Annotated in this window: 14 protein-coding genes; 8 read left to right on the plus strand and 6 right to left on the minus strand. The window is 63.0% G+C overall.

Annotated features, from left to right (window positions below):
- Window positions 1–285: 285 nt before the first annotated feature.
- From ACEK02_RS08715 to ACEK02_RS08730, 4 genes are all read right to left on the minus strand, one after another.
- Window positions 286–1,287 carry a Bug family tripartite tricarboxylate transporter substrate binding protein gene (locus ACEK02_RS08715; RefSeq protein ID WP_371421328.1) on the minus strand — a complete coding sequence of 334 codons (1,002 nt, stop codon included), beginning with the start codon at window positions 1,285–1,287 and terminating at the stop codon, window positions 286–288.
- Between the two features lie 275 nt (window positions 1,288–1,562).
- Window positions 1,563–2,534 carry a TAXI family TRAP transporter solute-binding subunit gene (locus tag ACEK02_RS08720; RefSeq protein WP_371421329.1) on the minus strand — a complete coding sequence of 324 codons (972 nt, stop codon included), beginning with the start codon at window positions 2,532–2,534 and terminating at the stop codon, window positions 1,563–1,565.
- A gap of 40 nt (window positions 2,535–2,574) precedes the next feature.
- On the minus strand, window positions 2,575–3,576 hold the full coding sequence (locus ACEK02_RS08725) for a TAXI family TRAP transporter solute-binding subunit (RefSeq protein ID WP_371421330.1): 1,002 nt from the start codon (window positions 3,574–3,576) through the stop codon (window positions 2,575–2,577).
- 86 nt (window positions 3,577–3,662) lie between these two features.
- Window positions 3,663–5,678 (minus strand): TRAP transporter permease, encoded by a 2,016-nt coding sequence (locus tag ACEK02_RS08730; protein WP_371421331.1) that lies wholly within the window; start codon window positions 5,676–5,678, stop codon window positions 3,663–3,665.
- A 206-nt stretch (window positions 5,679–5,884) separates the two neighbouring features.
- Between ACEK02_RS08730 and ACEK02_RS08735 the strand changes: the two genes are divergently transcribed.
- The 7 genes from ACEK02_RS08735 to ACEK02_RS08765 all read left to right on the plus strand — a co-directional run bounded on the left by ACEK02_RS08735 (window position 5,885) and on the right by ACEK02_RS08765 (window position 12,104).
- Window positions 5,885–6,826 carry a TAXI family TRAP transporter solute-binding subunit gene (locus ACEK02_RS08735; protein ID WP_371421332.1) on the plus strand — a complete coding sequence of 314 codons (942 nt, stop codon included), beginning with the start codon at window positions 5,885–5,887 and terminating at the stop codon, window positions 6,824–6,826.
- 56 nt (window positions 6,827–6,882) lie between these two features.
- A complete protein-coding gene (locus ACEK02_RS08740; RefSeq protein ID WP_371421333.1) occupies window positions 6,883–7,857 on the plus strand; it encodes a tetratricopeptide repeat protein in 975 nt (324 codons plus the stop codon).
- A 39-nt stretch (window positions 7,858–7,896) separates the two neighbouring features.
- On the plus strand, window positions 7,897–8,442 hold the full coding sequence (locus ACEK02_RS08745) for a tetratricopeptide repeat protein (protein WP_371421334.1): 546 nt from the start codon (window positions 7,897–7,899) through the stop codon (window positions 8,440–8,442).
- 66 nt (window positions 8,443–8,508) lie between these two features.
- Window positions 8,509–10,431 (plus strand): propionyl-CoA synthetase, encoded by a 1,923-nt coding sequence (locus tag ACEK02_RS08750; protein WP_371421335.1) that lies wholly within the window; start codon window positions 8,509–8,511, stop codon window positions 10,429–10,431.
- A gap of 169 nt (window positions 10,432–10,600) precedes the next feature.
- The gene (locus ACEK02_RS08755; protein ID WP_371421336.1) at window positions 10,601–10,867 is read left to right on the plus strand and encodes a hypothetical protein; all 267 of its coding nucleotides are present in this window, start codon (window positions 10,601–10,603) and stop codon (window positions 10,865–10,867) included.
- Between the two features lie 181 nt (window positions 10,868–11,048).
- The gene (locus ACEK02_RS08760; protein ID WP_371421337.1) at window positions 11,049–11,741 is read left to right on the plus strand and encodes an OmpW family protein; all 693 of its coding nucleotides are present in this window, start codon (window positions 11,049–11,051) and stop codon (window positions 11,739–11,741) included.
- 144 nt (window positions 11,742–11,885) lie between these two features.
- Window positions 11,886–12,104 (plus strand): alkylphosphonate utilization protein, encoded by a 219-nt coding sequence (locus ACEK02_RS08765; protein WP_011665834.1) that lies wholly within the window; start codon window positions 11,886–11,888, stop codon window positions 12,102–12,104.
- A 2-nt stretch (window positions 12,105–12,106) separates the two neighbouring features.
- Here ACEK02_RS08765 and ACEK02_RS08770 read toward each other — a convergent pair whose 3' ends face one another.
- A complete protein-coding gene (locus ACEK02_RS08770) occupies window positions 12,107–12,436 on the minus strand; it encodes a potassium channel family protein (RefSeq protein ID WP_371421338.1) in 330 nt (109 codons plus the stop codon).
- 170 nt (window positions 12,437–12,606) lie between these two features.
- The gene (locus ACEK02_RS08775) at window positions 12,607–13,305 is read right to left on the minus strand and encodes a DUF1013 domain-containing protein (protein WP_371421339.1); all 699 of its coding nucleotides are present in this window, start codon (window positions 13,303–13,305) and stop codon (window positions 12,607–12,609) included.
- A gap of 245 nt (window positions 13,306–13,550) precedes the next feature.
- On the opposite strand from ACEK02_RS08775, the gene ispH reads away from it, so the two are divergent.
- Window positions 13,551–14,286, plus strand: a 736-nt coding sequence (gene ispH / locus ACEK02_RS08780; protein WP_371421340.1) for a 4-hydroxy-3-methylbut-2-enyl diphosphate reductase, incomplete at its 3' end; no start/stop codon positions are given.

Genomic DNA, 14,286 nt, shown 5'->3' on the forward strand with positions numbered 1-14,286 from the left:
CATCCCGCCCCGCAATCGTGACGATCGCGATCGCCCCTCTCGGTGGGGCAGGACGAAGGGGAAAATAATCAAGATGGGGATGTTGTCAATAGTAATAGGAAAAAATGTTTGCGGCGATCCCGGCCACACGCGTCAGTGGAAACTCCGGGCTTAGTCCAGCGATGAGCAATCGCCAGCCTTGAAAGCAAAAGGGCACGCGCTGAAGCGCGTGCCCTTCGATTGAGCGCAGGAAGAGAGCGAGACAGGCGGGCGCGAATGAGGCGCCCTGCCAATCCTGCTTAGCCTCTACTCGGGCTTGATGCCGGCGAACTGGGCAACCTTGCCCCACTTCTCGATTTCGGACTGCACATAGGCATCCATATCGGCCGGCGAGCCGCCGGTGGGATCGGCGCCGAGCTTGATCAGGCGGGCCGTGCCGTCGGCCGACTTGATGAACTTGTCGGTCGAGGCATTGAGCCTGGCGATGATGTCTTTCGGCGTCTTGGCGGGGGCTGCGATGGTGAACCAGGAGGCGGCGTCGTAGCCGGGAACGCCGGCTTCGGCGATGGTTGGAATGTCCTTCATCGGCTCCCAGCGCTTGCTGGTGGAGACGGCCAGCGCACGGATCTGGTTGCTCTCGGCGAAAGGCTGCGCCGCCGGCAGGTTGTCGATCATCACATGGACGCGGCCGCCGATCAGGTCGGTGAGCGCGGGGGCGCTGCCCTTGTAGGGCACGTGGGTCAGCTTCACGCCGGTCATGGACTTGAACAGTTCGGTCGACAGATGCGCGGTCGAACCGAGGCCCGGCGTGCCGTAGAAATATTCGTCCGGCTTGGCCTTGGCGAGTTCGATGAATTCCTTGACGCTCTTGGCCGGCAGCGAATTGGTCACCGAGAACAGGTTGGGCACCTTGGCGATCACGATCACCGACGCCAGATCCTTGACCGGATCATAGGTCATGTTCTTGAACACGAACTTGTTGATGGCGTGGGTGCCGGGCGTGCCGACCAGGAAGGTGTAGCCGTCGCCGTCCGCCTTGGCGACGAAGTCAGCGGCGATGTTGCCGCCGGCGCCGGCCTTGTTCTCGACGATGAACTGCTGGCCCATCTCTTCGGACATCTTCTGCGCGACGACGCGGGCCAGAATGTCAGTGGTGCCGCCGGCTGCGAACGGAACGATGAACTTCACCGGCTTGGTGGGCCACTCGGCTGCGCTGGCGCGGCGGGTGAGGATCGGCAGGGTACCAAGGGCGGCGGCGCCACCGAGAATCACGGAGCGGCGGGACGGGAAGCGAATCGACGACGACATTTCGAAGGAGTCCTTTGTAATCGTGTGTCCCAAGGGACGAGTTGCGCGCAAACTACGCGGTTGCACTACGAGTTGCTACCGCAATGCAATACCATCCTTAAGCATTCGGTACTAAACGGGGATGACAGCGTCCGAAGGCCGCGTCTCCGGCATGGGCATGATGAACAAAATGAGTCTGGCGGCGGCAGGGGGTGACTATTTCGTTACCCTTCAAGGCAAAGGCCGCGATGCCCCGGGGCGTCGCGGCCTGAAGTCTGGCCTTGTTATGGCCGGCCTTACTTGCCGATGCCCTTTTCCTTGAAGTACTTCAGCGCGCCCGGATGGAACGGCACCGGCGAGCGGTCCTGCACCTGGTTGTCGAGCGAGAAGCTCTCGGCCTCCTTGTGCACGGCGACGATGTCGGCCTTCTTCTCCACCAGCGTCTTGACGATGTTGTAGGCATCGTCATCGCTCATCTTGTTACCCGTAACGATGATGTTCCAGACCTCGGTATTGGCGTTGTCCTTGTCCATGCCGGGATAGATGCTCTTGCTGATCGTCGATGGCGAATACAGCTTGCCGTATTTCGCATTCATCTTGTCGGCGAGATCGGCGTGATCGATCAGCTTCATCTTCAGTCCCGGCGTTGCCGCAAGGTCGGTCACCGCTGCGGTCGGTACGCCGCCGACCCACATGAAGGCGTCGATCTTGCGGTCCTTGATGGCATTGACGCTCTCGGCGACGCCGAGCCGCTCGCGCTTCATGTCCTTGTCCTTGTCGAGACCGGCGGCTTCCAGCACGCGGAAGGCCATCACCTCGGTGGCGCTGCCCGGCGAACCCGTGGAGACGCGCTTGCCCTTGAGGTCGGACATTTTCTCGATGCCGGTGCCATCCACGGTCACCACATGCATGCGGTTCGGATAGACCACGAGCAGCGTCTGCAGCGGGACCTTGCCGCTCTTGAACTTGTCCTCACCCTTGAAGGCGTCGAGCGCGGCGTCGGCCATGCTGAAGCCCATCTCGCTCTGGCCAGAGGCAATCAGCTTGAGGTTATCAACCGAACCGCCGGTGACCTCCGCGGTGGCCTGGGTATTCGGGAGCGCCTTCGACAGCACATTGGCGATGGCGCCGCCGAGGGGGTAGTAGACGCCGCCGGTGCCGCCGGTGCCGATCGCCATGGTCTTCTGCTGCGCGATCGCCGCGCCGGCCAGGCCGGCCGTCGCGATGACAGCCACAGCCATCGAGGTCTTCCTGAAACGCTTGAACATGGTCTTGCTCTCCTCCAGTTTTCTTGTGATGGCGCAGTGACTATTTCACCGCGCCGACTTCCTTGAGATATTTCAGCGTGCCGGGATGATAGGGCGCCGGCGACTCCGCGGGTGTCTGGGTGGCGAGATTGATGTTCTCGGCCTCCTTGTGGACGGCGACGAGATCGGCCTTGTTCTCGAAGATCGCCCTGGTGATCGCATAGGCCGTCTCGTCCGACATCTTGTCGGTGGCCATGATCTGGTTCCAGGCGGCGAAGCCACGGCTGTCGGTGGTCTGGCCCGGATAGCTGCCGGCCTTGATCACGCTGGGCGCGAAGATCTGGCCGTATTTCTTCACGATGGGCTCGAGCAGGTAATCGATGTCGATCAGCTTGATGGTGACGCCGGGCGAGGCGGCGAGATCGACGACTGCTGCGGTGGGCACGCCGCCGCCCCAGAAGAAGGCGTCGATCTTGCGATCCTTGAGCGCGGCCGCGGATTCCGCCACCGACAGGCGCTCGCGCTTGACGTCCTTGTCCTTGTCGAGGCCCGCAGCCTCCAGCAGGCGGAAGGTCTGCGCCTCCGTCGCGCTGCCCGGCGCGCCGCCGGAAATGCGCCTGCCTTTGAGATCCGCGAATTTCTCGATGCCGGTGCCGGCGATGGTCACCACATGGACGGGGCTGGAATAGACCGCGACGATGGTGCGCAGCGGAACAGGCTTCTTGAACTTGTTCTCGCCTTTCACGGCGTCGGACGCGACGTCGCCGGTCATGAAGCCGAGATCGGCCTGGCCGGTCTCCAGCAGCTTGATGTTGTCGACGCTGCCGCCGGTGACTTCGCCGGTGGCCTGGGTGTGCGGGAGCTTCTTCGACAGCAGGTTCGCGAGACCGCCGCCGAGCGGATAGAAGATGCCGCCGGTCCCGCCGGTGGCAATGGCGATGGTCTTTTCCTCGGCCGAGGCCGTACCACCCGCGCAGGCGATGCCGAGCAAGGCAAGGCCGAAAGCCCTGTAGCGCAAAGTCCTGTATTTCAGGGCCTTGTATCTCCGAACCTTGCATTTCATCGCGTCACTCCCTGAAGTGGGCGGCGCCACTTATCTGCGGCGTCCGCGTCGTGCGATAACTTGACGTTATTCGTTTCTGTTGTTGGTCATGCCGGTACCGGTAGCCTTCTCGTCCTTACCTGCCACAGCAGCACGCCGAGGCCGATGATGAGGCCGGGTACGAATGTGTAGCTGATGTCGCGACCGATGATCGATTCGATGATCGCCTCGATCAGGCTCGGAAACACCAGGAGTAATCCCGATAGCAGAAGCAGGCCGCGCTCGATCGGGGTGTTTTGTCGCAGTGCCCAGTTCTGCGCGACGGCGGCGAGCGCCAGCAATCCCAGAGTGGTCTTGAGGGTGATCTCGACGATATCCACCCACGAGCCGCCCTTCGGAATGTTCAGCAGCAGGCCGACGCCTTGCGGGTCGCAGACGAAGACGAACGGCACCAGGAAGGCCGGCAGTGTGTATTTCCACGATTGCAGCGTGGTCTTGTAGGGATCACCGCCGGTGATGGCTGCCGCTGCGAAGGGCGACAGCGCGGTGGGAGGCGAGACTTCCGAGAGCACCGCGTAATAGAAGATGAACATGTGGGCGGCGTAGTCGGGCACGCCGAGCTTGATCAGCGCGGGGGCCGCGATCACGGCGCAGATGATGTAGGAAGCGGTCACCGGCACCGCGAGGCCGATGATCCAGACGATCAGCGCCGTATAGATCGCCGTCATCAGCAGGCTGCCGCCCGCATAGGAAATCACGATCGACGAAAACTTGAGGCCGAGGCCGGTGAGCGTGACGACGCCGACCACGATGCCGGCGCAGGCGCAGGTGGTGGCGGCATTGAGTGCGCCGATCGAACCATCGGCCAGTGCCTTCACAAGTTTCTTCGGCACCAATGCCGTGTCCTTGCGCAGGAAACTGAGCACGAAGGTAACGCAGGTAGCGTAGAACACGGACAGCGATGGCGAGTAGCCGATGATCATGAAGACGACGACGGCGAGCAGGGAAATGAAGTGGAACCCGTACCGCTTCATCATCACGCCGAGGCTGAGCTCGGGCCTGACATTGACATTGTGGGCGCCGAACCGCTTGGCGTCGATCTCCACCATGATCAGCAGCGACAGATAGTAGAGACAGGTCGGGATGGTCGCCATCCAGATCACGTCGAGATAGCTGATCTTGAGGAATTCGGCGATCAGGAACGCGGCGGCGCCGAGCACCGGCGGCGACAGGATCGCGCCGAGACCGCCTGCGGCAAGCAGGCCGCCGGCAGCATTTTTCTCGAAACCGGCCTTGGCCAGCATCGGCGCGGCGACGGTGCCGATCATCACCGTGGTGGCGACGCCTGAGCCGGACGGCCCGCCGAGCAGGAACGACGACAGCACCACGGTGCGGCCCGCGGCATTCGACTTGTTCCCCATCAAGGATAGCGAGAAATCGATGAAGAATTTTCCGGCGCCGGACATCGAGAGGAAGGCGCCGTAGATCGTGAACAGGATGATCAGCGTGGCTGACACGTCCACCGCGACGCCGAAGATGCCCTCCAGCGTGATGAAGAGATGGCCCACCAGACGCGGCAGGTCATAGCCGCGATGGGTCCACGGCGCCGGCAGATGCGGGCCGAGCATCGCATAGGCGATGAAGAAGACGGATACGACGGGCATGATCAGGCCGGTGGTGCGGCGCGTCGCTTCCAGCAGCAGCACGATGAAGACGATGCCAACGAGTACGTCCATGTGATCCGGCACGGTGGCACGGTCGGTGAAATCGTCGCCGCCCCACAGCGCATAGACGATGGTGGCGATGGCGACGATGCCCGGCACGATGTCCCACCAGCGCACGCGGTTGCGGAAGCGCGCGGACATGGGGAACAGCAGGAAGCTGAGGATCAGCGTGAAGGCGACGTGGACATAACGCAGCTCCTGCGTCGGTACGATCGCGTAGGCGGCATAGAGATGAAACAGGCTCATCACCACGGCGATGCCGGTGGAGATCGTTCCGGCCCAGCCCAGCAGGCGATTTGTTGCGCCTTCGTCGGCTTCGATGAAGGCTTCAGCCTTCGCCAATGCCTCGTCGGAGACAGCAATGGTGTCATCGCTTGCGATTGATTTTTGGTCAGCCATGTTTCTTCCCCCGGGATATTCCCCGCAGCCGGCTTTGCCGGCCATTTTATCTTGAATGCGGCGCATTCATGCCGTTTTGCCCGGCTGGCGCAAGGGCTTACCGGTGAAACTTTCGTCGCGGCAACGACGTTCGCTGCGGGAACGTCGTTGACCCCCCGAGAGCTGCGGTTCACGTTCGCGGCCTGAATGACAGGAAACAGATGAGTATGAGGAAGCGTCTGATAGCGGCCATGACGAGTGTGGTCGTCATGTGCAGCGCAGCGGCACGCGCCGAGCCATCGATCACGCTGCTGACCGGCAATACGTCCGGCATCTATTTTCCGCTCGGCGTCTCGATCGCGATGATCTATGCGGATATTCCCGGCGCGAAAGTTCAGCTGCAGACAACCGATGGTTCAGTCGAGAACCTCTCGCGGCTGCAGCAAGGTACCGGGCAGGTGGGTTTTGCGCTCGGCGATGCCCTCAACGACGCCTGGGCCGGCAATGCCAGCGCGGGCTTCGACGGCAGGCAGGACCGGCTGCGGGTGATCGGCGCGCTCTATCCGAACTACATCCAGATCGTTGCCACCAAGGCCAGCGGCATCAGGACGCTGAGCGATCTCAGGGGCAGAAGCCTCTCGGTCGGCGAGCGGCGATCGGGCACCGAGTTGAACGCCCGCACCATTCTGGGCGCGGCGGGGTTGCGTTACGAGAATCTCGGTGAAGTGCGCTACATCTCCTTTGCCGAATCCACCACGATGATGATCGAGAAGAAGCTGGATGCCACGCTGCAGTCCGCGGGTCTCGGCGTGGCATCGATCAAGGAGCTCAGCGAGGCCACGGATATCGTCATCGTGCCGGTGCCGCCCGCGATGGTCAGGAAGATCGGCGCGCCGTTCAGGCCGGATACGATTCCGGCCCGGACCTATGTCAGCCAGAACAGACCGGTGCCGACCGCGTCGGTGATGAATTATCTGGTCACGAGCAGCGCGGTGTCCGACGACCTCGTCTATCAGATGACCAAGCGGCTGTTCGACGGCCTCGACGAGCTCGCCATTGCCCACCGCGCCGGCCACGAGATCAAGCTGGCGAGTGCAGTCAGCCGAAGCCCGGTGCCCCTGCATCCCGGCGCGTTACGCTACTATCGGGAGCGGGGTCTGATCAGGTAGAGTGATCCCGCTGGCTTGCCGGGGCTTTCATGGGGCATCCGTTTCGGACGTTGGTGGTGTGCGCCGTTTTTGCGGCAGCATCGCTGGCCCATGCGGTCGCCCGCGCGCAGGGCGCGGTGGAGACCGCTGCCACCTGCACGAATGACGATACCTTGCCGCCCGAGCAGATGCTCGGCATCTGCGGCCTGGTGATCGGCTCGACGGCGACATTGCCGGACCGCGTTCAAGCCCTGATCGTGCGTGCCGGGCTGCAGCTCCGGCTGGAACAGGTCGATCTCGCGATTGCGGATGGCGATCTGGCGGTTCGGCTCGATCCCCTCTCGGCCGCAGCGCTTGAAGCCCGCGGCCAGGCGCTCGCGGCCGGCAAGAAGTTCGACCGGGCGCTCGACGACTTCGATCGCGCGATCAGGCTGCGGCCGAACGAGGCCCGATTATTCGCAAGCCGCGCCGCGACCTTCGCATCGATGCATGAAAACCGGCTGGCGGTTCGCGACTATAATGAAGCGGTCCGGCTCGATCCGACGCGGGTGCAGGGTCTCATCGATCGCGCAGCGGCCTATGCCAAGGTCAAGCGCTTCGATCTGGTGATCGACGACCAGAGCGACATCATTCGCCTGGAGCCGACCGCGGAACATTACGATGCGCGCGGGCAGTCCTATGCGCGCAACAATGCCTATGGCCGCGCAATTGCCGATTTCGATGCCGCGATCAGGCTGGAGCCGAAGGCCAGCTACTTCGTGAACCGTGGCAACGCCTTCAGTCTCAGCGGTGCATATGATCGCGCGATCACCGACTACACGACGGCGCTGCAGCTTCAGCCGGAGCTCGCGATGGCCTACAACAATCGCGGCGTCGCGTGGCGCGACAAGGGCGATATGGTGCGTGCGCTGGCGGACTTCGAGGCGGCGGTGCGAAGCGATCCCACGCTCGATATCGCGATCCGGCATCGGCAGCAGCTTGGCCGGATGGCGGTCGCTGCGCGCAAGCCGGCGATCGGTCTGCATCCGTCGGCCGATGCCAGCATACGGTAGGCGCGACAAATGAAGCTGCTGGTCAACAGGACACAACCGATGCGCCATTGTGTGATGGTTGCTGTGGTGTGGGGCGCGCTTCAGCACGGTGCACTGGCGGCCGGCGATGCGCCGCCGCCCGAGCCGCAGCCGGATCCGGCGCCATGCATGTCGGTGATCTCCGCGAATGACGACGATGCCGTGCTCGACAAATGCACGGTCCTGATCAGGCACGACAGGACGCCTGCAGCGGATCGTCTCAAGGCGCTGATCGCGCGCGCTCGCGTTCATGAGCGCAAGGATCAGGCGGACCTTGCCATTGCCGATTACGATGCCGCGATCAGACTGGATGCCAGGCAGGCTGACCTGTTCAATGCGCGCGGTGAGCTCTGGCGCAAGAAAGGCGATCGTCCGCGCGCGATCAGGGATTTCGGCGCAGCGCTGAAGCTCGATCCGAAGCACGAAGCGGCCCGTGGCAACTACAAGTCGCTGGCGATGGAGATCGAGCGACTGGGCGCCGCGATGGCGGTCAAGGATTCGGCGGTCAAGGATCCAGCCATCAAGGATCCGGCCATCAGGCCGCAACCAAAGGCGCCCTTGAAATAGCCGACCATCCCGTGACAATGGCAGGCAACAAGACCGGCGGGAATGCCGGTGCACGGGAGTAACGCCATGGCCATCGAGCAGGACATCGACAATATCCGCACCTATCGGGACGTGCATGCCCGCTCGATTGCAGATCCCGTCGGGTTTTGGGGCGAGGCTGCCAGGGACATCGACTGGATCGAGCCGGCGACAAAAGTGTTCGATCCCGGAATGGGCCTCTATGGACGCTGGTTCGCCGGCGGTGTGCTGAACACCTGCTACAATGCGCTGGATCGCCATGTTGCCGGTGGCCGCGCCGATCAGGTCGCGCTGATTCACGATTCGCCGCTGGCGGGGACTGTCAGCAAATTCACCTATGCGCAGTTGCTGCATGAAGTGCAGGTGCTCGGCGCCATCATGCAGGATCACGGCGTCGGCAAGGGCGACCGCGTCATTCTCTATATGCCGATGGTGCCGGAAGCCGTTGTCGCGATGCTCGCTTGCGCGCGCATCGGCGCGGTGCATTCGGTGGTGTTCGGCGGCTTTGCCGCGAAGGAACTGGCGACCCGCATCGAGGATGCCAAGCCGAAGCTGATCTTCTCGGCAAGCTGCGGCCTCGAGCCCGGTCGCATCGTGCAGTACAAGCCGTTGCTCGATGAGGCGATCAGGCTCTCCAGCGTGAAGCCGGGTGGCTGCATCATTCTCCAGCGTCCGCAGCACGGCTGCGATCTGGTGGCCGGTCGCGATCACGACTGGGCCGAGTTGCGTCGCAAGGCGATCACCGCGAAGAAGTCCGCGGCCTGCGTGCCGGTGCTGGCCACCGATCCACTTTATATTCTCTACACCTCGGGCACGACCGGCAAGCCGAAGGGCGTGGTGCGCGACAATGGCGGCCATGCGGTGGCGCTCAAATGGTCGATGTATAATCTCTACGGCATCACGCCCGGCGACGTGTTCTGGTGCGGTTCCGATATCGGCTGGGTGGTCGGCCACAGCTACATCATCTACGCGCCGCTGTTTCATGGCGCGACCTCGATCATGTATGAGGGCAAGCCGATCGGCACGCCCGATGCCGGCGCGTTCTGGCGCGTCATCGCCGAGCACAAGGCGGTAGCGCTGTTCACTGCGCCGACAGCGTTCCGCGCCATCCGCAAGGAAGATCCGGAGGGCAGGTTCATCCGGCAATATGACCTGTCGAAATTCCGCACGCTGTTTCTCGCCGGCGAACGCGCCGATCCGCCGACGGTGGACTGGGCCGAGAAGCAGTTGAAGGTGCCGGTGATCGATCACTGGTGGCAGACCGAGACCGGCTGGTGCATTGCCGGCAATCCGGTGGGCCTCGGCCAGCTGCCGGTGAAGCACGGCTCGCCGACGGTGCCGATGCCCGGCTACAAGGTGGAGGTCGTCGACGAGGCTGCAAAGCCGGTGCCCGCCGGCACCATGGGCTCCATCGTCATCAAGTTGCCGATGCCGCCAGCCTGTCTCCCCACGCTGTGGGAGCAGGACGAACGCTGCAAGGAAGCCTATTTCAACGAATTCCCGGGTTACTACAAAACGTCCGATGCCGGTTACCTCGACGAGGATGGCTATGTCTATGTGATGGGCCGCACCGACGACATCATCAATGTCGCCGGCCACAGGCTCTCCACCGGCGGCATGGAGGAGATTCTCGCCTCGCATCCCGACGTCGCCGAATGCGCGGTATTGGGCATCAAGGACGCGATCAAGGGTGAGGTGCCGTGCGGCTTCCTGGTGCTGAAGGCCGGCGTCGCGCGGCCGGTTGCCGAGGTGGAGACAGAGGTCGTCGCGCTCGTGCGCGAGAAGCTCGGTCCCGTCGCAGCATTCAAGCTGGCGATTACCGTGGGGCGCCTGCCGAAGACGCGATCCGGCAAGATCCTGCGCGGCACCATCAAGAAGATCGCCGATGGCGAGGACTGGGCGATGCCGGCCACCATCGAGGATCCCAAGGTGCTGGACGAGATCGGCACGGCGCTGAAGGGCAGGGTGTGAGGCTCGGCCGCAGGATGGGGTGAGCGGAGCGAAACCCATCACTCTGCCGCTGACCCGGCCGATGGGTTTCGCTTTGGCGCGATGCGCCTCCGCTCGACCCATCCTACCCACCTTACAAATCCCGCATTTCGCGCTAAACACGGCGTCACTCACGTGACAGGACCCATGCATGCGACTGACTTCGACATCCCTCATCGCGCTGACGCTGGCGGCAACGCTGCTCGGCGCCTGCGCGCGCCGCACCGACATTCCTATGTCAAGCCTTGGCGATGACGATGACGCGATCTGCCGCGGCACAGGCGCCGCTGTCGGCTCGCCGGAATATTCGAGCTGCCGCAAGGATCGCGACGTTCAGCGCAGCAATTCCATTCAGCGCGCCGATCGTGCGCAGCGCAATCTCGGCGAATACATGCTGAACAATCCGAACCGGCCGTAACACCGGCGGATTGATATTCCGCAACATTGTGTCACCCAAAGGCAACGGCCGTGCAGCGAGACGCTGTGCGGTCGTTCGCTTTTGATGGAGATCAACGTGTGAGCGCCGTGGCGAGCGTCTTTCGGATTGGATCGGGTGAGATCGTTCACCCCGAACGAATCGAGAGACAGGGCGCTTCGCGATGAAGAGAATCTTCACGACCATGTCGTTGCTGATGGCGGCAACGGCGATGACTGGCATGGCGACAACGGCAGGCGCCGCCGATCTTCCGGCTGCGACGCCGTACACCAAGGCGCCGGTGATCGAGGCGTGGAATCCCTGGATGATCCGCCTGCGCGTGCTCGGCGTCATTCCGGAGAATGGCGGTTCGGTCAACCAGGTGCCGGGCTCCAGCCTGAAGACCTCCGATCAGGTCGTGCCCGAACTCGACATCTCCTACTTCTTCACACCGAACGTCGCCGCCGAACTGATCCTCGGCGTCACCAGGCATCACGTCACCGGCGACGGCGCCATTGCCGGCCTCGATGTCGGCAAGGCCTGGCTGCTGCCGCCGACGCTGACGCTGCAATATCACTTCACCGAGTTCGGCGCGTTCAAGCCCTATATCGGCGCCGGCGTGAACTACACATGGTTCTTCAGCCAGACCGCGAGCGGCGTGGGCGTCACCAGCAGCCGTCTGAAGGACGCTGCCGCTCCCGTGGTGCAGTTCGGTTTCGACTACATGATCGACAAGCACTGGGGCTGGAATGTCGACGTGAAGAAACTGTGGCTGCGGCCGGACTGGGAAGGCACGCTGGCCGGCGGCACGCCGATCACCGGCAAGGTCACGCTCGATCCGTGGCTGATCGGCACGGGCATCACCTACAAGTTCTGATCCTTTCGATCTCTCACTGTGTGACTGAAGGGCCGATGTCTGCCGGCCCTTCTTTTTTGCGGTTTCACCGTGGGCCTGTTGCTTTCAGCGCCCGCATCCTGTTGGGTGCGCGCCATCACATCATCGCACCATCAGGACAATGTCATGGACATCAAGGTCAGGGATTCGAACGGCGCGCTGCTCGCCGAGGGCGACACCGTCACGCTGATCAAGGACCTCAAGCTGAAAGGCTCGTCCACCGTGCTCAAGCGCGGCACCGTGATCAAGAACATCCATCTCACCGACAACGAAGACGAGATCGAAGGCCGCACCGACAAGGTCAAGGGCCTGGTGCTGCGCACGGAGTTTTTGAAGAAGGCGTGAGTTTACTCCCGCCCTTCCTCATGCCCGCGAAACGTCGAGAGCCGCGACAGGAATGCCAGCATCAGTCCGATGCCTGATATCGAGAACAGCATCGTGAAGATTTTCGCGATGGTCGTGGTCGGCGACAGGGTAGCATCACCGACGGTGGTGAGTGCCATCGCGCTGAAATAGGCAGCGTCGATCCACGGCCAGCCCTCCACGGCGTGGAAGAACACCGCGCCGCCGGTCATGGCGATGGCCAGTAGGAACAGGATCGCGCGAAATTCCGGATCGCGAAGGCCGCGGCGAAAGCCGGCCAGCAATCGCACCAGACCAAGCCAGAGAGATGCCATCGCAGCGTTGTCCCCATGCGCCCCTCGCGCAGGTCGGATGTCGCAGGATTCGATGACATTTGGAAAGTGAAGATTGTTAGACGCCGCACGCCAACAAAAACGCGGCGGGATGAACCGCCGCGTTTTGAATTCTGCCGTTGGCGCCGCGCATCTGTGCGCAGCGCAGGCGCCTATTCTTCGTCGTCGTCCTGCTTCTTGCCGCCGCCGATACCCTTCAGCTTGGCAAATACGGCGTCGACATTGAGGTCGCCGCTGCCGCCCTCGGCGGTTTCGAGCTCGTCCTTGCGGGTGGTTTCCGAGGCCGGCAGCAGGGTCGCGCCGCCATAAGCCTGGTCGGTCGGCTTTTCCTTGGCTGCGCGCTGCACTTCGAAATCGAGTTCGATCTGCGAGCACAGGCCGAGGGTCACCGGATCCATCGGGGTCAGGGTCGATGCGTTCCAGTGGGTGCGGTCGCGGATCGAGGCGATGGTGGTCTTGGTGGTGCCGACCAGCCGCATGATCTGGCTGTCCTTGAGCTCCGGATGGCTGCGGACCAGCCACAGGATCGCGCTCGGGCGCTCATGGCGGCGCGACACCGGGGTGTAGCGCGGGCCCTTCTTCTTGGCGGCCGGCGGCAGGATCACCTTGCTCTCTTCGAGCTTGAGCCGGTAATTCTTGTCCTTCTCGCCCTTTTCAATCTCGTCGCGGGTCAATTGCCCGTTGGAAATCGGGTCCATGCCCTTGATGCCCTGGGCGGCGTCGCCGTCGGCAATGGCGCGGATCTCGAGCGGATGCATCTTGGTGAAATCGGCGACCTGGTCGAAGGTGAGCGCCGTATTGTCGACCAGCCACACGGCCGTCGCCTTTGGCATCAGCGGGGCATTGCTCATGGCACATCTCCTTTGCGCTTCGCCCACCTCTTTCGGAGGCGAAGCCGTCTGGTCATCGGTGATGACGGGAATTAGGCCTCTATATAAGCTGTCCGGGGGCAACCGCGCAATGCCCGGCAGTTCGGCCTTGACACCGCCGCAAACCGGCCCCAAGTCCTTATTCAGACAAGCTCTTTGGCTGATTTTTGCCCATCTGACCCATCGCACCTGCCATTTTGGTGCCCAGGCCCCTGGATCGCCCCGATATGACGACCAAACCGTCCCTGAAAATCGTTCTTTGTTCGCCGCGCGGCTTCTGCGCAGGCGTCGTCCGGGCGATCGATACGGTCGAACGCGCACTCGCCATCCATGGCGCGCCGGTCTATGTCCGGCACGAAATCGTCCATAACAAGTATGTGGTGGACAGCCTCAAGACCAAGGGCGCGATCTTCGTCGAGGAACTGGCCGAGATTCCGGACAACACCTCCGCGCCGGTAGTATTTTCCGCCCACGGCGTGCCGAAGTCGGTTCCGGCCGATGCCAAGGAACGCAATTTCTTCTCGCTGGACGCGACCTGCCCGCTGGTGACCAAGGTGCACCGCGAGGCGGCGATCCACTTCAAGCGTGGCCGTGAAATCCTGCTGATCGGGCATTCGCATCATCCGGAAGTGGTCGGCACCGTCGGCCAGTTGCCGCCGGGCGCTGTGCAGCTCATCGAAACCGCCGAGGATGCCCAGACCTTCCAGCCGAAGGACCCGGACAATCTCGCTTTCGTGACCCAGACCACGTTGTCGATCGACGACACCGCGGAAATCGTGGCCGTGCTGAAGAGCCGCTTTCCCACGATCAACGGGCCGCACAAGGAAGACATCTGCTACGCCACCACCAACCGCCAGCTTGCCGTGAAGAAGGTGGCGCCGGTGGTCGATGCACTGATCGTGGTCGGTGCGCCGAACTCGTCGAACTCGCAGCGCCTGCGCGAAGTCGCAGAGCGCGAAGGCT

It is taken from the genome of Tardiphaga sp. (assembly GCF_041424195.1).
Taxonomy (GTDB): domain Bacteria; phylum Pseudomonadota; class Alphaproteobacteria; order Rhizobiales; family Xanthobacteraceae; genus Tardiphaga.

Bases quoted from the DNA above. Each gene is read 5' to 3' on its own strand.
- ACEK02_RS08760 (WP_371421337.1), top strand. From the start codon at position 11,049: ATGAAGAGAATCTTCACGACCATGTCGTTGCTGATGGCGGCAACGGCG.
- ACEK02_RS08720 (WP_371421329.1), bottom strand. From the start codon at position 2,534: ATGTTCAAGCGTTTCAGGAAGACCTCGATGGCTGTGGCTGTCATCGCG.
- ACEK02_RS08745 (WP_371421334.1), top strand. From the start codon at position 7,897: ATGCGCCATTGTGTGATGGTTGCTGTGGTGTGGGGCGCGCTTCAGCAC.
- ACEK02_RS08735 (WP_371421332.1), top strand. From the start codon at position 5,885: ATGAGGAAGCGTCTGATAGCGGCCATGACGAGTGTGGTCGTCATGTGC.
- ACEK02_RS08730 (WP_371421331.1), bottom strand. From the start codon at position 5,678: ATGGCTGACCAAAAATCAATCGCAAGCGATGACACCATTGCTGTCTCC.
- ACEK02_RS08725 (WP_371421330.1), bottom strand. From the start codon at position 3,576: ATGAAATGCAAGGTTCGGAGATACAAGGCCCTGAAATACAGGACTTTG.
- ACEK02_RS08755 (WP_371421336.1), top strand. From the start codon at position 10,601: ATGCGACTGACTTCGACATCCCTCATCGCGCTGACGCTGGCGGCAACG.
- ACEK02_RS08715 (WP_371421328.1), bottom strand. From the start codon at position 1,287: ATGTCGTCGTCGATTCGCTTCCCGTCCCGCCGCTCCGTGATTCTCGGT.
- ACEK02_RS08765 (WP_011665834.1), top strand. From the start codon at position 11,886: ATGGACATCAAGGTCAGGGATTCGAACGGCGCGCTGCTCGCCGAGGGC.
- ACEK02_RS08775 (WP_371421339.1), bottom strand. From the start codon at position 13,305: ATGAGCAATGCCCCGCTGATGCCAAAGGCGACGGCCGTGTGGCTGGTC.
- ACEK02_RS08770 (WP_371421338.1), bottom strand. From the start codon at position 12,436: ATGGCATCTCTCTGGCTTGGTCTGGTGCGATTGCTGGCCGGCTTTCGC.
- ACEK02_RS08750 (WP_371421335.1), top strand. From the start codon at position 8,509: ATGGCCATCGAGCAGGACATCGACAATATCCGCACCTATCGGGACGTG.